This is a genomic window from Lysinibacillus parviboronicapiens (genome assembly GCF_003049605.2).
GTDB lineage: Bacteria > Bacillota > Bacilli > Bacillales_A > Planococcaceae > Lysinibacillus > Lysinibacillus parviboronicapiens.
Map to the genome: position 1 here is coordinate 2918362 of NZ_CP073713.1, position 19865 is coordinate 2938226.

Annotated in this window: 16 protein-coding genes; 7 read left to right on the plus strand and 9 right to left on the minus strand. The window is 37.1% G+C overall.

All coding sequences use genetic code 11. From position 1 onward, the window contains the following. The first annotated feature begins 299 nt into the window (after nt 1-299). The 3 genes from C9J31_RS14080 to C9J31_RS14090 are packed head-to-tail and all read left to right on the plus strand — an operon-like array spanning nt 300 to nt 2815. A complete protein-coding gene (locus tag C9J31_RS14080; protein ID WP_107923919.1) occupies nt 300-899 on the plus strand; it encodes a glycosyltransferase family 2 protein in 600 nt (199 codons plus the stop codon). Nucleotides 900-938: 39 nt separating this feature from the next. After that, nucleotides 939-1967: a polysaccharide biosynthesis protein gene (locus tag C9J31_RS14085; RefSeq protein ID WP_107923918.1), complete on the plus strand. Its 1029-nt coding sequence runs from the start codon at nt 939-941 to the stop codon at nt 1965-1967. Next, nucleotides 1964-2815: an SDR family oxidoreductase gene (locus tag C9J31_RS14090; protein WP_107949480.1), complete on the plus strand. Its 852-nt coding sequence runs from the start codon at nt 1964-1966 to the stop codon at nt 2813-2815. The genes C9J31_RS14085 and C9J31_RS14090 overlap by 4 nt, the downstream gene beginning before the upstream one ends. A gap of 234 nt (nt 2816-3049) precedes the next feature. Here the strand turns inward: C9J31_RS14090 and C9J31_RS14095 are convergent, their stop codons facing one another. From C9J31_RS14095 to C9J31_RS14115, 5 genes are all read right to left on the minus strand, one after another. After that, entirely contained in the window at nt 3050-4261 is a 1212-nt protein-coding gene (locus C9J31_RS14095) for an MFS transporter (protein ID WP_107949478.1), read from the minus strand. Nucleotides 4262-4709: 448 nt separating this feature from the next. Next, nucleotides 4710-5945: a DNA polymerase IV gene (locus tag C9J31_RS14100; protein ID WP_107949476.1), complete on the minus strand. Its 1236-nt coding sequence runs from the start codon at nt 5943-5945 to the stop codon at nt 4710-4712. A gap of 558 nt (nt 5946-6503) precedes the next feature. Further along, nucleotides 6504-7949 (minus strand): M20 family metallopeptidase, encoded by a 1446-nt coding sequence (locus tag C9J31_RS14105; RefSeq protein ID WP_107949475.1) that lies wholly within the window; start codon nt 7947-7949, stop codon nt 6504-6506. Continuing rightward, nucleotides 7946-9250, minus strand: coding sequence for an amidohydrolase (locus tag C9J31_RS14110; RefSeq protein ID WP_107949473.1), 1305 nt, complete (start codon nt 9248-9250; stop codon nt 7946-7948). Before C9J31_RS14110 ends, C9J31_RS14105 begins: the two co-directional genes overlap by 4 nt. Nucleotides 9251-9263: 13 nt before the next feature. Further along, nucleotides 9264-10796: an AbgT family transporter gene (locus C9J31_RS14115; protein ID WP_235616221.1), complete on the minus strand. Its 1533-nt coding sequence runs from the start codon at nt 10794-10796 to the stop codon at nt 9264-9266. A 109-nt stretch (nt 10797-10905) separates the two neighbouring features. Between C9J31_RS14115 and C9J31_RS14120 the strand changes: the two genes are divergently transcribed. Together C9J31_RS14120 and C9J31_RS14125 are read left to right on the plus strand one after the other, a co-directional pair. Beyond that, complete coding sequence (locus tag C9J31_RS14120; RefSeq protein WP_107923912.1) at nt 10906-12213, plus strand: HTH domain-containing protein; 1308 nt, start codon at nt 10906-10908, stop codon at nt 12211-12213. A gap of 292 nt (nt 12214-12505) precedes the next feature. After that, entirely contained in the window at nt 12506-13441 is a 936-nt protein-coding gene (locus tag C9J31_RS14125; RefSeq protein ID WP_107923911.1) for a bile acid:sodium symporter family protein, read from the plus strand. A 587-nt stretch (nt 13442-14028) separates the two neighbouring features. On the opposite strand, the gene C9J31_RS14130 is transcribed toward C9J31_RS14125, so the two are convergent. Beyond that, nucleotides 14029-15432 carry an aminotransferase-like domain-containing protein gene (locus tag C9J31_RS14130; RefSeq protein ID WP_107949471.1) on the minus strand — a complete coding sequence of 468 codons (1404 nt, stop codon included), beginning with the start codon at nt 15430-15432 and terminating at the stop codon, nt 14029-14031. 132 nt (nt 15433-15564) lie between these two features. On the opposite strand from C9J31_RS14130, the gene C9J31_RS14135 reads away from it, so the two are divergent. Then, entirely contained in the window at nt 15565-16728 is a 1164-nt protein-coding gene (locus tag C9J31_RS14135) for an aminotransferase-like domain-containing protein (RefSeq protein ID WP_107949469.1), read from the plus strand. 135 nt (nt 16729-16863) lie between these two features. Here C9J31_RS14135 and C9J31_RS14140 read toward each other — a convergent pair whose 3' ends face one another. Then, a complete protein-coding gene (locus tag C9J31_RS14140) occupies nt 16864-17418 on the minus strand; it encodes a helix-turn-helix domain-containing protein (RefSeq protein ID WP_107949467.1) in 555 nt (184 codons plus the stop codon). A 114-nt stretch (nt 17419-17532) separates the two neighbouring features. Between C9J31_RS14140 and C9J31_RS14145 the strand changes: the two genes are divergently transcribed. Further along, the gene (locus C9J31_RS14145; protein WP_107949465.1) at nt 17533-18117 is read left to right on the plus strand and encodes a LysE family transporter; all 585 of its coding nucleotides are present in this window, start codon (nt 17533-17535) and stop codon (nt 18115-18117) included. Nucleotides 18118-18300: 183 nt separating this feature from the next. On the opposite strand, the gene C9J31_RS24005 is transcribed toward C9J31_RS14145, so the two are convergent. After that, on the minus strand, nt 18301-18423 hold the full coding sequence (locus tag C9J31_RS24005) for a hypothetical protein (protein WP_268807913.1): 123 nt from the start codon (nt 18421-18423) through the stop codon (nt 18301-18303). Nucleotides 18424-18828: 405 nt separating this feature from the next. Then, on the minus strand, nt 18829-19824 hold the full coding sequence (gene bioB, locus C9J31_RS14150) for a biotin synthase BioB (RefSeq protein ID WP_107949464.1): 996 nt from the start codon (nt 19822-19824) through the stop codon (nt 18829-18831). Nucleotides 19825-19865 lie beyond the last annotated feature (41 nt).

Below are 19865 nucleotides of genomic sequence, written 5' to 3' on the forward strand. Positions count from 1 at the left end.
AATAAGGTGCGTAATTTGGTATTTATCGGTATATCCCCTGCTTCGTATAAATATAATTAGGCTGTTAAAGATCGCTTTATATATATTCTCCCTTCAAAATTGCCTCATTTTTGCCTTACATCTATAATTTCAAATCTCTTATTCAAAATAAACAATAGCCTACCGAACAAATCATTCTATGCATATTATAAAAAGAAAGTCTTTGTGTTGTTTATTACCATTAAGGTGGTTATAACTTCGCCCTAAAAACAGAGGCCATTAAAGCCTTTAAATGCCTAAAGAATTGAGGGTTCTTACTCATGAATATTAGTTTTTTAACTCCTGCTTACAATAGTGAAGCATGGATATTAACAATGCTCGATAGTATACCTAAAGAATATGCCTACGAAATTATCGTTTGTGATGATGGATCAACCGACAAGACGTTAGCAATTTTACAAGAATATCAAAAAAACTGTCCTTCGTTAAAAATATTAATCAACCACACTAATATAGGTGCTAGTGATTCCTATAATCGATGCATCGCAGAAGCAACGGGCGATTATATAGCCATCATTGATAGTGATGATCATTATTTACCGGCCATTACAGATGTTTTGATACAAGTGGACGGTCAATTTGATATTTATTACTACAACATGTTAACAAAAGCAGGTTATACATTTATTAAAAACGAAACGAATCGTTATTCATTACCTGGACAGTTTAAAATTATCCGCAGAAGTTTCATAGGTGATGCAAAGTTTACGAAAAGAAAAGATATTGCGGGAGATTGGGACTTTAATTGCGCATTAATGATCAAAAATCCTACATGCAAATACACAGATCTATTAGCATATTGGTACAACTTCCCAAGAGAAAATTCTGAATACGATTTACACTTAAGAGGTTTGAAATAGGCGTAGGCTTAGTAATAAGGAGGTGTAAAATACAATACGATGTTTAAAGATAAAATATTATTAATAACTGGAGGCACTGGTTCATTTGGCAATGCCGTCTTACAACGGTTCTTAAATACAGATATTAAGGAAATTCGAATTTTCTCAAGAGATGAAAAAAAGCAAGAAGATATGCGTATTTTATATCAGAATAACAAAATCAAGTTTTATATTGGGGATGTTCGTGACATCCAAAGCCTTCACAATGCCATGTATAATGTAGATTTTGTATTCCATGCAGCTGCCCTTAAGCAAGTTCCCTCCTGCGAGTTTTTCCCACTTGAAGCTGTCAAAACAAATATTCTAGGCACTGAAAATGTATTGACTGCAGCTATTCAAGCAGGCGTTCGCAAAATCATTTGTCTTTCTACTGATAAAGCCGCCTATCCTGTCAATGCAATGGGCATTTCGAAAGCAATGATGGAGAAAACATTCATCGCCAAATCAAGGATGGTTCACGCCGATAAAACTTTAATTTGCGGAACGAGATATGGTAATGTTATGGCTTCTCGCGGCTCTGTCATTCCCTTATTCATGGAACAAATTAAGACTGGGAAACCACTAACTATTACTGATCCAACAATGACGCGTTTTATGATGAGCTTGGATGAAGCAGTTGAGTTAGTATTATATGCCTTCTTACATGCGGATAACGGGGACATCATGGTACAAAAATCTCCCTCAGCATACATTGAGGATTTAGCACAAGCACTGCTGGAAATTTTCCAAGCTCAAAATAACATTCAAATTATCGGTACACGCCATGGAGAAAAGAAATATGAGGTACTATTAACAAAGGAAGAAGCGGCTAAAGCGATTGACGTTGGTAATTTTTACAAAATCCCAGCAGACAATCGCGATTTAAATTATGGTAAATACCTTGATGAGGGCTCTCCTAAAATCACTTTAACAGATGAATATAACTCAAATAATACAAAAATCCTTTCCATACAAGAAATAAAGGAAAAATTATTAAAGCTCTCGCGCATTCAAGAAGAACTACATAACTGGACGGGAGGAAAACCTTGAAATTTTTAGTTCTTGGTGCAACGGGGATGGCGGGGCATACCATTTCCTTATTTTTAAGTATGCGGGGGCATGAAGTCACAACCTATTCAAGATCAGCCTTTCCCTATGGAAAAAGCATAACTGGTGATATTACAGATTCTACTTTTTTACAAAAACTACTGCTAGATAACTATGATGTTATTATTAATTGCATTGGCGTTTTAAATGAAGCGTGTAATGATAACCGTGCAAAAGCTGTCTATCTAAATAGCTTTTTACCACATGCCATTACTGCTTTCCTAAAAAAAACGCAGACAAGGCTATTTCATATGAGTACAGATTGTGTGTTTTCAGGAAAAGCAGCACCTTATAGTGAAAACAGTATCCGAGACGGTGAAACCTTTTATGACCGCACAAAGGGATTAGGGGAAATTGACAGTCCTCGGCATTTAACATTCCGAAACTCCATCATCGGTCCTGATTTGAAAGAACATGGTATTGGACTATTTAATTGGTTTATGAAACAAAGTGGTCCCATTAACGGTTATACAGGTGCCATTTGGACGGGTGTCACAACCCTGACTTTAGCTAAAGCAATGGAAAGAGCAGCAATGGAAGGAACAACTGGTCTTTACCATCTCGTAAATCCAGTAAGTATCAATAAGTTCGATTTACTACAATTATTCAATAAACACTTTAAAGATAATCAGATTACCATTAACCCCTCGTCATTAGTAAATTTAGATAAAACTTTAATCAATACACGAAATGATTTTTCATATAAAGTACCTAGCTACGAAGAAATGATTATAGAAATGAAGGACTGGATATACGCACATAAAAAACTATATCCCCATTATTTTAAATGAATAAAAAAAGTCGAATCCTCTTTTAGGTTCGACTTTTTTGGTGCCAGGCACCTTCCATAACTTGTCATTAAAGTTTACCTATGAAACCTTTCCTTGACTCGAACTGAATTTTTCTATCACAATCTTCGCAGGAAAATTTCCCCTGCATATTTTGTTTGTATAGTTTATATTTCTTTGTCCCTTCTATAACCTCGAAAATTTCCTTACAAAAAATACAGCGAAGCGAATAGGTAATCATAATGCTTCCTCCTCTACTTGTAATCGGAATTTTTTGGAATACAGTACAAAGTATAATGCAACTGCACATAAAATACTTAGAATACCGAAAGCAACTGCAGTCATTTGAAGCGTAAACCATTGTGCAAATAGACCTAATAATAATGTAAAGATTATTTGTAAACTACTTTGAAAAATGTTTGCGATACTGCCAAAGCGCCCCATCAATTCAGGTGGTACACTGTGCTGATAAAACGTTTCATACCCCGTATTACAAAATGCCATGAAAAAACCGAGTAAAGCAATACTGACAAACGCCAATACGCTTGTTGTTGAAGCATAAAAAGCAGTATAAAATAGCATGGTCATAAATAAGCCAAAAGCCATATATGAACGAGTAGACCATTTTTTTGCAAAGCTTGCTGCAACCATCCCACCTAATATAGCCCCAGCTCCGGCAATACTTACAAAGGCACCATATAAACTATCGGATAAAGCTAAGTCTTGCTTGATAAATGTTGCTTCTTGGGAATCCAGCGCAAAGGCAATCATTAATGCACATTGGAATAGTAAATAAATCGCGATAAATATTTGATGTTGACGGATGAAAGCTACTACTGCCTGATAGTCACTTTTTAACACACGCCAGGTAATACGTTGCCGTAAAGTTTCATGAGCATCATCTACATCGGGTAATAAGTATATAAATATGGCACAAACAAAAAATGTAACGCTATTGAACCAAATCGTAATCGTTGTATTAAAAAGCATAATGAGGAGACCAGCTAATGCTGGACCAAGTAAAAACGAACCTGAATTAAATGTGCCCAGCACTGCGTTGAATCTTTGTCTATCTTCTGATGGAACAAATTTTGTAATATAATAGGTGCTACTCGGTCCAAAGAAACTACTCGCAATATTCGCTAGAAATAACAATGTATAGATTAGCCAAATAGATTCCATAAATGGCATACAAAAAACGACGATCCCTCGAATAATATCAGTTGTCATCATTAACTTACGTTTATTCATACGATCGATGAAAGAACCTGCAACCAAATTTGTTAAAACTCTCGCTAAAGGTCCGACAATAAAAATTCCGGCCATTGCTGCTGGTGATTGTGTCAAATGCCAAACAAATAAATTTAGCGCTACAAGGTAAATCCAATTTCCTAAATTGGAAAAACCTAAGCCACCAATTAACAAACTATATTTTCGAATGATTTTCATGAAGTTGTTCCCCCCCTATCCTAATAACGAACTCATCATCATTTGAACCTTTGCACTTGCAGATATGCCAATCGACAATCATCTTGTTTAAGTCTTCTTTCGGGTTAATGAACTGACCAAGAGTTACCTTTATTATATGTTATCAAAATATTCCATTTATTGTGTATTTTTACGTAAAAAATTGAATAAAGGAAATTTTCATCATATCCACAATAAAACCACTATTTTAGTCATTCTGGTGTTAGATTGTAAACTATTGATTTCCATTACAAGCTGATACTTTCCACGCTAGCACTTGCCCGCTTTTCCCACTAGAGTGAGCACCCTTTCCACCAATCAATTGAATCTATCCATAGATTTTGTATCTATGGAAGAACAAACACCATTTTCACTGTAAAATCCAGTTTAATTCCCTGTTCTTTGACCAAAAATTAAAGGGACAAACATATTATTTATGTTCATCCCAAAAATCCTTGCTAAAACTCGTATTCGCATGGTGTTTCCCTGCTGGCTTAGCTATATCTGAACCACGAATAATGGCGCCTTTTCCAAACTTCTGCTCAATTTGATCAACCAGTTTAATAATGGGCTCCTCTTTGACATGTTCTTCAAAGTTAAAGAATGTTAACTGCTGTGTCGTTTCTTTAATATCACTGACATTCGATACAGTAACACCTAGTAATCTAACCGGCTCTTCATGCCAATGTTTATTAAATAAATTCCATGCTTGCTCAACAATATCCTCTTTAGCATTAATCGCATTATTCATGGACTTACTTCGTGTATACGTCTCCCAATCAGCAGTCCGAATCATAACACTTACGGTAACGCCTGCAAGTTTTTTTGCCTTTAATCTTCCAGCAACCTTCTCAGAAAGCATCGAAATTATTTCATATAATTCATCTCTGTCCGTCACGTCATGTGACAACGTTGTTGAGTTCCCTACGCTTTTCGTATCATATATGGCTTCTGGGTCCACAGGTCTGTCATCTTGGCCATTCGCCTTTTGCTTCATACGTGGACCATTGATGCCAAAATTTTGTTTTAATACATATTCATCAGCAACCGCGAGTTCCCCAATTGTTTGAATATCTAACTTTTTCAGCTTCTCTGCTGTACGTTTGCCAATTCCATGCATCTCAATTACAGGCATCGGCCACAATATTGCTGGCACGTCTCGCTTTCGTAGTACCGTAATACCCATCGGCTTTTTCATATCACTTGCCATTTTCGCCAAGAATTTATTTGGTGCAATGCCGATCGAACAAGGCAGTTGAAGCTCGGTCCAAATTCTCTCTTGCAGATCTTGGACATGTTGCAATACATTTTGCCCCTCGATAATAGGTAGCTGCAAGTACCCTTCATCAATTGAAACTGGCTGGAGAATTTCACTATATTCCTTTAATAAATGGAAAAAAGACTTCGAAGCTGTCCGATAACGATCAAAATTTGGAGGTCGTACGATGAGCTCAGGGCATTTTCGCCGTGCTTCTCCAACATTCATCGTTGTATAAACACCTCTAGCCCTTGCTTCGTAGCTACACGTAATAATTATACCTCTACGTTCTTTAGGATTGCCCGCGATTGCGACTGGCTTTCCTTTTAAAGAGGTATCATAAATTTGTTCAACAGAAGCATAAAAGCAATTAAGGTCAATATGTAAAATGATTCTCCCTTTGTTCATATGTCATCACCCCATTAACTCAGCTACAGTTTTTTAAAATGTGAATACGAAAACATTGTATTCATAATTTCATTTCGTATAATTCCCCATCACTTACCCTGTGTTGAAATGTTAACGGGAATATGGCCCAACCGTCTTCGTGAGAATAACTATACTTAGTTTCATTATACTAATCTTGAGGAACTAGTGTGTAAATAAAGATTAATGCCATATGAACTTCAATATTTTTCAAATGACTCCACCCTTAATACGCCTTGAGTAATTAAAAGAAGGATATTGGCTAGGAATACTACTCCCACTCAATATCCCAACTTCTTTAAATTTTTTATGACTACATTTAGTGACAAATTAAGTTTCAAAGACTGCCAATCTCAGCTTCTGCAGTAGTTCCTCTATTACGCATGTGAAATTATCAGCTACTACTTTTAGACATTAACAGCCTCGAATTCAAGTAAAGGTTAGTGTTTTTTCATAAAATAAAGACAGTTTCTATTTATAGAGAGACCCGCCAAAAGAATGCTGTTCAGCAAATACGGTGTTGTATCCCTCATCCATTTATCATGAACCAAACATATTCGGTTTTACTTCTTTAGGTATAGGATTTTTATAAGCATGATTTGTTTGCTTGGCATGCTCTCGTTTCGCCTCGACAATGAGTTGTTCATTTTGTAGGAGGTCAATGGCTGTTAAAGCCATTACCTTACCAGCATAAAGCATACCCTTATGGCCCAATGCCGTTTTCCCTTGTGATACAAGTTGCCATGTATGAAGAGGCGTACCTAATACGAAGCAAGTTGTAAAGAACTGCGCTGTCGGCACTACCCAGCTCACATCAGCTACATCCGTAGAACCCGCCATCGATAAATTGGATTTTGTGTACGGCACAATTTTCTCATAAAAAGGCGTATCTACATTTTCTAAAGCTAATTCCTCTGCATATCCTCCTGCAAGTAGCTTAATCTCCTCTTTCGCACTTTGCATTTCATGTGGCGAGATAGAGTGATGCATATCTACCGCATAAGCCATTTCTTCATTTGTATAGTGAGGCAAGCCAACTTTTTGCAAGTTCTCATAGATAATTTTATTTATCGTATCATTCGGTAAATAATTCGAACACGCTTTATCAAACTTGATGGTCACATTCGTTTCCGTCATGAGCGAGGCACCTTGCGCAATCTTTACGATGCGTTGGTAAATTCCATCTACTTCCTTAATATTTTTTGCTCTAATTAAATACAAGACTTTTGCATGCGATTGCACCACATTTGGAGACATCCCGCCGGTATCCGTCACAGCATAGTGCACTCGGGCTGTAGTGGTAATATGTTCACGTAAATAATTCACACCAACATTCATTAATTCTACTGCATCTAAAGCACTTCTTCCTAGATGAGGGGAATTGGCAGCATGCGCAGCAACACCTTCAAACTCAAAATATACTTGATAGTTGGCTAAAGAAGAAAAACTAAACACGCTTGTAAATGAATTTGGATGCCAAGTTAAAGCGATATCAACATCGTCAAAAACACCTTCACGCACCATGAACGTTTTACCAGAGCCGCCTTCTTCCGCAGGACAACCATAATAGCGTATTGTCCCAGTCAATTCACCCGCTACAATTAAATCCTTTAATACAGCAAGCGCCGCTACACCAGCTGTACCAAGCAGGTTATGTCCGCATCCATGGCCGTTCCCGCCCTCAACAGTAGCCTCACGTATTGGTGATGACGACTTTTGATTGAGCCCTGGGAGTGCGTCATACTCGCCTAATATGCCAATCACAGGGCCTGCTGTACCATAGCTTGCTATGAATGCAATCGGTAACCCAGCAATCCCTACTTCTACTTCAAAACCAATACTTTTCAAATAGGACGTCAATACATGTACAGACTCATACTCTTCAAACCGCGTTTCCGCAATGTCCCATATTCGATCAGCTAAATCTATGATGTCTTGCTTATATTGCTTTAATAAATGATCTATCTTTTCTTTCATACCATTCATGTTTCGTTAGCCTCCTCATAAATTTGGAAAACCGTATTTAACCAAATTTCAATGGCAGTTAGCATGTCATCTTCTGCTATATCAAAACATTCATGATGATGTCCAGCAGCTAACGTTGTGCCAATAATGGAATAACATGCCTGACCACCCTGTTCCTGCACTTTTTTCATTAAAAAGGTTGCATCCTCAGAACCCGCTTTGAACTCATTAAAATCGATGACTTGTTGAATGCTGGTCTTGCTTGCCGCTTTTGCTAAAATTCCTGCTAGTTCTCTATTAGAAGGAATGTTGATGGCATACCCTACTTTTTCAAGTGTTGCCTCTACCCCATACATCGTTGCAGCCCCTTGAATAATTTGTTCCACTTTTTGTTCGTAAAAAGCATTTATTTCTGATGTTTCTGCTCTAATTTCAAACTGTGCCTCCGCGTACGACGGGATAATATTACGGCCAGTACCTGCCAGAAGTTTTCCGACGTTTACGCGTGAAACCCCATCACTATGAGGGGGTAAGCTATGAAGTGCAAGCGTCGCCTGCGCACTTGCTAATAGCGCATTTTTCCCACGCTCAGGAAATGCCCCTGAATGGGCTGCCACTCCATGAAACTTTACATCATATTTGGTAGATGCTAAAAATCCATCAGTTCCTGCTACGAATGTTCCTTTTGGGATTCCTGTACCAATGTGTAGCGCCATAAAAAAATCCACATCATCTAGATGCGATGACTCTGCGATCACACTTCCGCCACGTGCTCCTTCTTCTGCTGGCTGGAATATAATTTTTATCTTGCCTTTTAACATTTCTTTTCTTTCCATTAATTGTTGTGCAAGACCCAAGCCTATTGCCGCATGACTATCATGACCACAAGCATGCATGGCTCCTTCATGTTTTGATCGAAAACCAAGTTGAGAAGGAACATGACTGTTTGCTGCAGACTCCAAAATTGGCAAGGCGTCAATATCTACACGAAATGCAATCGTAGGGCCAGGTTTTCCAGTATCCAATGTAGCTACAACACCTGTAAATCCGCCCTTCATTTTTTCTAGCCAGTATATTGGAGCCCCCTCTCTTTTGGCCATATCATAGGAAGCATCCAAAACTTGCTGCTCTGGCACGCCTAAACGCTCAGAAGTAATGACCTCTTTACCTGCTTTCACATCATAATTCCAGTCATCTAAGTAACTGGCAATGAGTGACGCTGTTCTAAACTCCAGCCATCCCACTTCAGGATATTGATGAAAATCACGTCTCCATGAAATGACTGTATTTAAATAATTTTTATCTATTTTAATGGATGTCATATAAAATTCTCTCCTAATCTAGTAAGAAATTTACTCCCGGTCCGATTGGGACATTGAAGAATACAAATACGAGCATTAATACTATCCACGCAATTAGGAAAACAAGTGTGTATGGAATCATCAGGGACATCAATGTACCAATACCTGCTCGCTTATTGTAAACCTGTACAAATCCTAAAATAATCGCGAAATACGTATTAAGCGGTGTTACCATATTCGTTGATGATTCACCAATACGATATGCTAGTTGGATGAACGCTGGATGATAACCGAGCACCATAAATGTTGGAACAAAAATTGGTGCAACTAACGACCACAAAGCAGATCCACTAATAATAAACAAGCTTAACAACGCAACTAATAACACGAATAATACAATGGAGAAGACATTTGTTAAATTAATCATCGTTAAAAAATCGGCTAGATGAACAGCCATCCAAGTCGCAATATTTGTCCAGTTGAAGTAACCTATGAATTGTGCAATCATAAAGATTAATACAATATAGCTAGATAAATCTTTTATCGCTAATGTCATAATTTCAGGAACATCTGCCGTTTTTGTAATCTTCTTCACCGATATACCATATGTGATACCTGTTACTAAAAAAAACATAAATAAAATCGGTACAATACCAGATAAGAATGGTGAGCGTAAAATTGTCCCATCGTCATTTAATAACGGTGAATTCGGCATTAAGATTAACACCAAAATAATGATGATATATAGCAATGCAACTATACCTGTATTGCGTAATGCGCGGTTTTCTAGTGTTGTTAATGCTGTTGACTCTGCTTTTTTCTCGCCAGTGTAAGCGCCTAAGCGAGGTTCCACAAACTTGTCGGTTACAAGCGCACCAAGGAAAGCTAATAAAAATGTTGAAGCACTCATGAAGAACCAGTTGTCTAAAGGCGATACGATTATATCAGGTATGATTCCCTTTGCAATCTCAGTAGTTATCCCTGATAGTAAAGCATCCGTACCTGCTATTAAAATATTTGCTGTAAATCCAATCCCTGCACCGGCTAGACCTGCTGCCAAACCAGCTAATGGATGGCGACCTAAAGATAAGAAGACGAGAGCCGCTAATGGTGGAATGACTACAAAAGCTGCATCTGAAGCGATATTACCTAAAATACCAATGAACACGACCATGAATGTCACAATCTTTTTTGGCGTTTTTGTAATAGCTTTTGTCATTAAAGCTGAGAATAACCCCACTTTCTCAGACAAACCAATCCCTAACATCATTGTCAATACTAAGCCGAGCGGCGCAAAACCAGTGAAATTCGTTAACGTGTTTGCTAATATATAGCGGAGTCCGTCCTTGGATAACAAGTTTTGCACAACTACCTCTTCCCCCGTATTAGGATGTGTGACAGCAACTTGCATTGTACCCAAAATAGCTGAAACAGCAACTAAAACTACAGTTAAATAAAAAAACAACATAAATGGATGAGGCAGTCTATTACCCACTTTTTCAATAACATCTAGAAATTTATTAAAAAATCCATTATTGTTCATGTCAAAATCTGATTGTGTTTTCATCCAAATCCCCCTTATGATTGCATTACGGACATATTATTGCAATGTCTTAAAATAAGGTTAATATAAACTGAAAATTAAAACAATAGGGAAAATAGGAGGAATTTTAAGAATGTTTCATATTTGTATATTTTCTACGAAGTATTCGTTTACGTGGATGGAGAAAGTTCATCAATTAAATTTAGCCGATATTTCTTATCATTTTTTTATTTATGAGTCCTTAGGAGAGTTAGAGAATCTCTTCATAAAACACGCCCAACAGTACGATGGCGTTGTGTTTAGTGGTCAAATTCCTTATTTACATATTCACCGAACATTGCCCGTGGAGGCGACATCCTTACCGACTACTTTTTTCGATATTTCTCAGCGAGATTTTTATTATAAAATTGCGGAAGTGCAATACAAAGATCCTCAATTTTCGTTTAAAGACTCCATTATTGACTTTATTTACGAAGAAAATAGTTATTTAGATCTAAAAAATTGGTTGCCCGAAGAGGATTTTCCGTATATTTTAAGTAATACAATTGAGATTTTTGGACATGAACAAGCTTATGAGGTAGTCAGCAAACGGCATTTAGCGCTCTGGAAAGACAATAAGGTGCGCTATTCTTTTACTCGGTTAACGAATTTATATAAACATTTAGAGGCTGACAATATTACCCCCATTCTCGTCGTTCCTTCTGAAAAAAGTATGCTGTCAACACTTCATAAGTTGATGAAGGAAATTGAGGTATTGCAGTTAACAAATAGTCAGGTTGTCACGGGGCATGTCATTTTCTTTAGCGCTCAAAATGATGTGAATGAGATTGAATACCGTCAAATTGCCCTTTACAAGGCGATTCTAGATTATAAACGCCAGCAAGGCATTTCCATTATCACCTTTAAAAGTGCGATTCACTATGAAATTATCACGAATTATATGGATTTGATGAAAATCACCAATCATCTCGAATCCTGTACATTGTCTGATTTTCTTCATAAAGAACTACCCTTTAAAGTAAAAATTGGCTGGGGTATCGGCAAAACATTAGACGAGTCACGTTTGCAGGCTGAAAAAGCTGCCTCATTTTGCCACGGCAATCAGACAGAAAGTTTTGTGCTAACGAAAGAAAGCCAACTAATTGGACCATTGAATGGTCAAAGTCAGCCCCTCCCTATCCATCACGATGCGCAACTAGATGAGATAGCAACAGAAACAAACCTCTCTGTGTTTCAGTTGCAAAAAATTAAAAATGTTCTACAAAAGCTTAAAACAGATACTATTACAGCAGAAGATTTAGCGGCACATTTATCTATATCTACTCGGACTGCTAGCCGTATTCTCAAACGTCTAGAAGAATCAGGTTATGCAACTATCCTGCAAAACTTAGTGGCCAAAGCCAAAGGACGACCGCCAAAATTATTTAAACTTGAATTATAACGGATTGATAAAAATCTAACTCGTCTCTTTATATAGTCCGTTTCTATGTTTATACGAACAGTCGCAAACCTCAAGTAAACTCCCCATTGGTAGACCACATTCTATCAATTGGGGTAGTTGTTTTTGATTTGACGCAAACCTTTCTTTATTATTCTCCATGTTACTTAAAGGCTGTCCTATACAGAGGTGTTTATCGTAAACAAGATAGATTTTTTATTATTCTGATTATTGATTAAATTCTGTATTCGGTATATGATTTACTATGTTATTAAATAATACATAGAGGTGTAGGATGAAAGCTTTAGAACGTTTTAGTGAGTTTGTTAGCAAAACATTTGCTATGTGGGTGCTTCTTTTTGCAGCACTTGCCTTTTTTGTGCCAAGCGGTTTTTCTTGGATTGCAGCGTATATCACGATATTACTAGGTATTGTTATGTTTGGTATGGGATTAACAATAACGGTTGCAGACTTTAAAGAAGTATTAACGAGACCGAAAGATGTGGCGGTTGGTATAGTTGGTCAATTTCTAATTATGCCCAGTTTAGCCTTTTTATTAATAAAAATATTTAACCTTCCACCAGAAATTGCTATTGGTGTTATTTTGGTAGGTTGTTGCCCAGGGGGGACATCTTCAAACGTTATGACATTCCTTTCCAAAGGTGATGTAGCATTATCTGTGACCATTACATCGATTACAACTTTATTAGCCCCATTCGTGACACCTGGACTTATTTATTTATTTGCAAGTGAGTACATTGATATTGCACCTAGTGCACTCTTTATGTCGATTGTCAAAGTAATTATTATTCCGATTGCATTAGGCTTCATTGTACAAAAGCTCTTTAACAAGCAAGCCAAAGCAAGTGTAAAAGTGATGCCGCTTGTTTCTGTAGTAGCCATCGTTGCGATTGTGGCAGCTGTGGTTGCGGGCAATCAACAAAAAATTGCTGAAACTGGTTTAATTATCTTCGCTGTGGTTGTTTTACACAATTGTTTAGGATACTTAATTGGGTATTTATTTGGAAAGATGTTCGGTATGAACTTAGCGAAAAAGAAAGCTATTGCCATTGAAGTAGGCATGCAAAATTCTGGCCTAGGTGCGTCTTTAGCCGTTGCACATTTCTCTCCATTAGCTGCAGTACCAAGTGCCATTTTCAGTGTTTGGCACAATATATCAGGTCCTATATTAGCTACCATTTTTAGCCGTATAAACGATAAGAATACGTGAATTAAGACTTAGCATAAACTTTATATGGATTACTCACGGAAAAACTAATAAACTATGGTGCTTAGACGATTGTTTTAGCGAGTTGACGGGGTAATCCCTCATCACGATCCGTCTGAGTGCTTTTTTTGTATATCGACAACAAACTTCGATACATGCTTGTCAATTCTTTCAGTAACACTCTTGCATCGGCCAAAAGAAAAGTATTTGCGTCCAACATAATGTTAGTCACAAATACTTAGATGAAGTGTTTTAAAAAAACGAGAATATAAAAAAATATATTTGTTGTTCTCGAATACAGGCTTTAATACTCTTGCAGATGGGTTTCGAGGTAATTCTTTTACAATCCCTACATATGAGGCACCTTAAATTCTAATGTAGTTTGCGCAAAATTGATAACTTCTTGTTCAAAGTTTACTCGTAGCCCTCTTCATTAGCACTATCAATTCAGTAAAATTAACACACAAGGCCGAAAACAGTAACAGTTAACATGAAGTAGACTTATCAAACATTTACAATAACAATAAGGTATAACGTATGGTTTCCATGTTAGTGCAATACATATTTCACAAACTTAGTGTGGGCGCGATTCAATCGACAAACGCATAGTCCCCATCACTTTCGAGTAAGTCCTTTAATATTGATAAAGCTTGCTCAAGCTGCGCACTATTTTCAGGCGCTGTTACTGCTAAGCGAACCGCATTTACCGGCTTGGCATTTCCAACAGCAAAGCGTTCCGCCGCATAAACTTGTACGCCTGCCTTTGATGCAAGCAATTCAAACTGCACACCTGTAAATTTATTTGGTAGTATAAGCCATCTAAATATACATGCCTCATCCCCTAAGACTGTGTAACCATATAAGTACTGATTGACAAGAGCATTTTGTTGCTTCGCATACAAACGATGTTTCTCTAATATCGTTTGTGCCACGCCATCTTGAATCAGCCGTGCTGTAAGTTCCACCATAACAGGTGAGACAGAAATATTAATATTATAAAGCGTCTCTATAATTTTCTTTCTCAGGCCAGTAGGTGTGACGATAAAGGAAAGCCTTAAGCCAGGAGAAATGGCCTTTGAGACACTAGCAATATAAATCACCTTATTCGGTGCATAGGAAGCTATCGGTGCAAGAGGTTGTTCTTTCAGCAAACTATAGATAGCATCCTCGATTACAAGTAAACCTGTTTGCCTTGCTATTTCAGCAATCATTTTCCTGGTTTCGATAGACATCGTATGTGTTGTTGGATTATGAAAATCTGGAATAACATAAAGACCCTTAATATGTTCATTTTTGCAAGCGTATAATAGCCCCTCTTTTGTCATTTCTCCATTTCTTTGTTGAATAGCTACAAGTTGGATACCAAGCATATTGGCCGCTGTTTTTATCCCTGCATATGTAATAGGGTCTGTACCAATTCGGTCCCCTGGTTGAAATAATGCAGCTAACGTCCCTACTATTGCATTTTGACCTCCTGCTGCAAGTAATACAGGTTGATCTGTTTGAAAGCCGATCTTTTCTAACAGTTTCGTTGCTGCCTCTGTTTGCCATGCATTTCCTTCTGGTCGCCCATACTGAAATAACTTGCTGAAATTAGGATCGTTCAACATTTTTTTCATGTAGCGTGTAATTTCCTCATTTGCATGGTTTTCAGGCAATACTGAACCCATTTCAATAATATGCGCCGAATTACTTGTTGGTAATAAAATTTTATTCGTAGCTGCATCTGAGGAAACGAACGTACCGCTCCCAATTGAGGCATAAATAAGCCCCTTCTGCCCGCAAAGTTTGAACGCTCGTGTAATCGTGCTTAAGTTAACATCTAAAAAATCGGCTAACTCTCGTTGTGGCGGCAGCTTTGTCCCAGGCGATAATTTTCCATCTTTAATATCTTGCTCCAATTGCTCAGCGATTGCTATATATAATGGCGCTGTAATATTGCTGATATCTGGCTTCCAGCTCATAGGATATTCTTCAAATGAATTTACTGGCATTATTCAAGCCCCTCCTATCTCGACGTGCATTTGCATACAATATATAATTGTCTTGCATACAATCATAATATTGTATGCAAATGATTACAATGATATAATTTTTAAAAAATCAGAAAAAAGGACCGATAAATTATGCAATATTCAGAAAGAATCTTAAAAACACCATCTTCATTTATCCGAAACATTTTGAAAGTAACCGATGCAGTGGATGTCATTTCCTTTGCAGGCGGGCTTCCAAACCCAATCTCTTTCCCAGTCGATGCTTTACAAGCATCTGTTGACCATGCTATTAGAGAAAATGGTAGCAAACTATTCCAATATTCATCTACACAAGGCTATGCACCACTGCGTGAATATATTGCTGCCAAATACAAACGTCTGCACGGATTAGATATCAATGCTGATGATGTATTTATAACAACAGGTTCACAGCAAGCACTTGAACTAATTGGGAAAGTACTTATTAATAAAGGTGACGGGATTGTCATTGAGGAACCTGGCTACTTGGGTGCTATTCAAGCGTTCACATTAAGTGAACCAACTTTCTATGGTGTAACTCTTGAAAATGATGGTCTTAACTTAGAAGAATTAGAGAGTGCTTTACAACAACCAAATGTAAAGTTCATCTACACTGTACCAAACTTTCAAAATCCAACTGGGCTTACGTATTCAAAGGAAAAACGTCAGCAAATTTATGACATTGTTTCAAAATATGATGTAGCATTAATCGAGGATGATCCATATGGAGAATTACGCTTCCAAGGTGAGCCACTACCTTACATTGGTGCTGGTAAATTAGAAAATAGTATTTTATTAGGTTCTTTCTCTAAAACGGTCACACCGGGTATGCGCCTCGGCTTCATCATTACGAAGAACAAACAGTTGATGCGACACATTGAGACAGCGAAGCAAGCAACTGACCTACACACAAATATTTTCTCACAATATGTTATTTATGATTACTTAGCAAACAATGACTATACAGAACATGTAAAAAAAATTATCGCTTTATATAAAAACCAATCAGATGCCATGCTAGATGCAATACAGGAGTTCTTCCCTGCACATGTTGAGTACACACGACCAGATGGTGGGATGTTCATTTGGGCTACCATGAATAACGGCGCTTCATCATTAGACGTGTTCCATAAAGCGATGGAACAAAAAGTTGCCTTTGTTCCTGGCGACCCATTCTACACTTCTAAAACAGATGTGAACACAATGCGTCTAAACTATACAAACGCTACTCCTGAAGTCATCCGAGAAGGGATTAAACGATTAGGCAGTATTTTATAGTAAACTAGTAAAAACCCGTATGAGCGTTCTCCATGACGACACTCATACGGGTTTTACTTATGGAATCTTTTTTTATTGAAAGACAATTTGTCCTGCTTGGGTTCCCAAAGGTCATCATCTTTTCAAGATGTGCCATTAGCTTGGATAATAAATTGTCATACTTAATTTAGTTAACGTTTCCCTTGAATTATAATACGTGTGCGGTCTATCCGCTTTAAATCGAATGGCATCACCCTTTTTTAAGCAATATTCGCTGTCATTCACACAAATAGTTAGTTCACCCTCAAAAACCGTAATAAATTCCTCAGTACCCTCACGATGAGCATCAGCTTTTAATTTTCCATCCTTATCAATTTCAACCGTGTACATTTCAAAGCGGCAATCATCTTGAAATGGAAAATAAGGATAGACTCTATATTTTCCATTGTCCTCACACAATACTTGGACTTCATCTCTTAGAATAACCTTTGTATCAGGTTGTGGATTATTTATGAGTGTCGTAAAGGAGATTTTTAGCCCATTCGCTATTTTCCATATAGTTGTAAGAGTTGGACTTGACTCCCCTCTTTCAATTTGCCCAATCATCGTTTTACTTACGCCACTTAATTGGGAGACTTTTTCTAAACTTAATTTTTCTTTCTCTCTAATCGCTTTTAAATTTCTGGCAAGAATTAGATGAATTTCTTCCATAAACTCACTCCTATAATTCTGTACAATATAACGGTCGATATGTATAATAAAAAGACTGACGTTATATTGTTCATTTTAGACATTATAACATACATTATTTAAGGGGGGCTAAATATGCCAGTATTGTCATTTTTGTTATTTGTTTTTATCACTAGTTTTACCCCAGGTCCAAACAATTTCATGGCACTGGCTTTTGCAAATAAACTCGGTCTAAAAAAAACCATTCCATTTTGTCTAGGCGTGGGCATAGGATTTTTTGTCATTACCTTACTATGTAGTGTTTTTAATATAGCGCTAACAAATGTTATGCCAATTATTGAACTTCCTTTAACAATTCTGGGCGTAGGCTATATGCTATATCTTGCTTATAAAATCCTGACAAGTAAAGCCAATGACAGCGAAAATATTGAAAGTACGAACAATCTATTTTTAATGGGTATGCTGTTACAGTTTGTAAATCCGAAGGGAATTTTTTTTGGTATCACAGTAGTTGCTTCGTTTATTCTTCCGTATCATAACTCTTACGTTAGCTATTTCCTTTTTTCCTTATTTTTAGGAATGGTCGGTATTATGAGTACATACAGCTGGGGTCTATTTGGTTGTGCATTTCAAAAGTTTTTGTTGCAATATAGACGGCAATTTAATATCGTCATGGCCATCTTATTAGTGTATAGTGCTTTTTCAATTGTGGTGCACTAGTATTAATATGGTACACATCTAATTTTTTAAAATTAAAAAAAATCTGCAAGTTTTCCGATGGAGAGTAAGCCAAGCAACACGCAAGTCCTGACAATGTTTGCTGCTCACCGCGGAAATCTAGCAGATACTAGTATTTAGCATATAATATTTACCACTTTCAAATCATGAACATCTAATCATGAATTATTTTGTATAAGTTAAAACAGCATTTTTCTTAAATTTAGCTAAAGCTTTTGTCGCCTCAACTTTATCTGTGTATTCAAAAATGCGAATATCCTTTTTCTCAAAAACGGTAATAACCCACATTGTTAAATCTCCCTTCTAATTTGTTTTGTAATATAACTATCACCTAAAAATGTGATATTTCTATTAATCTTTCTTATAAAAACCTCTTGCTTAATTCCTATTCTACGCCGATTTTTCCAAAAAGAAATAGGTATGTGAAACCCTTCACAAACTGTTCATATTCAAAACGCTTTCATTGAACAAATTGTGAAAAATAGATTTTTTTAGGCATAACGTGCGTATATTTCGTCACCAGAACTATGGCTCTTCCTATCCGTCACTTTGTAGATTCTATCCATCACTTTTAGTGTCCTATCCGTCATTTCCACGTTTCTATCCGTCAGCTATAATAAAAACCGCATGTCCCCTTTTCACGACGCACATACGGTTTTTCCATGTTGATGATACTAAGGCTGGTTATATTGCTCAGCAGAATACTTCTTCTTGCTTTTGTGTTAACTCGATTTCAAATCCTAAATCTTCGAGCATACGATAATCACTATTCGCTTCTTGCCCATCAGTAGTTAAGTAATCCCCAACAAAAATGCTATTTGCAGCATACATTCCCAATGGCTGAAGCGATCTAAGATTAACCTCACGTCCCCCAGAAATACGAATTTCTTTTGTTGGATTTATATAACGGAATAATGCTAATACTTTTAAACAATAGCGAGGGTTTAATTCCTTTGTGCCTTCCAGTTTCGTACCATCGATAGCGTTTAAAAAATTGACAGGTATCGAATCTGCATCTAATTGATGAAGTGCACGTGCAATATCCACGACATCCTTCTTCGTTTCCTTCATGCCAATAATTGCACCCGAGCAGGGAGAAATCCCATGTTTCTTAGCAATTTCTACTGTATTGACACGATCCTCATACGTATGGGAAGTTGTGATGTATGAATGGTGGCGTTCTGAAGTATTTAAGTTATGATTGTAACGATCTACCCCCGCTTCTTTTAATTGTTGTGCCTGTTCCTCTTTTAATAAGCCTAGGCAGGCACAAACTTTTAAGCCATATTTTTCTTTAATTTCTTCTACCGCTTCACTGACTACATTGACATCTTTACGCGTTGGCCCTCGTCCACTCGCGACGATGCAATATGTACCAATTTTATTTTCAAATGCTCGTTTCGCTCCTGCTAAAATTTCATCTTTTGTAATGAAGGGATATTTATCAATCGGTGCAGTTGATTTAGATGACTGCGAGCAATAACCACAATCTTCTGGGCAATAACCACTTTTGGCATTCATAATCATATTTAATTTCACTTTTTTCCCATAATAATATTTACGAATAGCAAAGGCTCCGTCCATAATCTTTAATAGGTCGTCATCATCACTATTTACAATAGCCAATGCCTCCTCATTGCTAATCATCTTTCCCGCAATGACTTCTTCTGCTAGCTGTAACCAATTCACTAAACATTCTCCTTTTCTACTTGTTCTATTAATAGCTTTAT

Coding starts and splice junctions, on each gene's coding strand:
- C9J31_RS14080 (WP_107923919.1), top strand. CDS start 300: ATGAATATTAGTTTTTTAACTCCTGCTTACAATAGTGAAGCATGGATA.
- C9J31_RS14085 (WP_107923918.1), top strand. CDS start 939: ATGTTTAAAGATAAAATATTATTAATAACTGGAGGCACTGGTTCATTT.
- C9J31_RS14095 (WP_107949478.1), bottom strand. CDS start 4,261: ATGAAAATCATTCGAAAATATAGTTTGTTAATTGGTGGCTTAGGTTTT.
- C9J31_RS14100 (WP_107949476.1), bottom strand. CDS start 5,945: ATGAACAAAGGGAGAATCATTTTACATATTGACCTTAATTGCTTTTAT.
- C9J31_RS14105 (WP_107949475.1), bottom strand. CDS start 7,949: ATGAATGGTATGAAAGAAAAGATAGATCATTTATTAAAGCAATATAAG.
- C9J31_RS14110 (WP_107949473.1), bottom strand. CDS start 9,250: ATGACATCCATTAAAATAGATAAAAATTATTTAAATACAGTCATTTCA.
- C9J31_RS14115 (WP_235616221.1), bottom strand. CDS start 10,796: ATGAAAACACAATCAGATTTTGACATGAACAATAATGGATTTTTTAAT.
- C9J31_RS14120 (WP_107923912.1), top strand. CDS start 10,906: ATGTTTCATATTTGTATATTTTCTACGAAGTATTCGTTTACGTGGATG.
- C9J31_RS14125 (WP_107923911.1), top strand. CDS start 12,506: ATGAAAGCTTTAGAACGTTTTAGTGAGTTTGTTAGCAAAACATTTGCT.
- C9J31_RS14130 (WP_107949471.1), bottom strand. CDS start 15,432: ATGCCAGTAAATTCATTTGAAGAATATCCTATGAGCTGGAAGCCAGAT.
- C9J31_RS14135 (WP_107949469.1), top strand. CDS start 15,565: ATGCAATATTCAGAAAGAATCTTAAAAACACCATCTTCATTTATCCGA.
- C9J31_RS14140 (WP_107949467.1), bottom strand. CDS start 17,418: ATGGAAGAAATTCATCTAATTCTTGCCAGAAATTTAAAAGCGATTAGA.
- C9J31_RS14145 (WP_107949465.1), top strand. CDS start 17,533: ATGCCAGTATTGTCATTTTTGTTATTTGTTTTTATCACTAGTTTTACC.
- C9J31_RS24005 (WP_268807913.1), bottom strand. CDS start 18,423: ATGTGGGTTATTACCGTTTTTGAGAAAAAGGATATTCGCATTTTTGAA.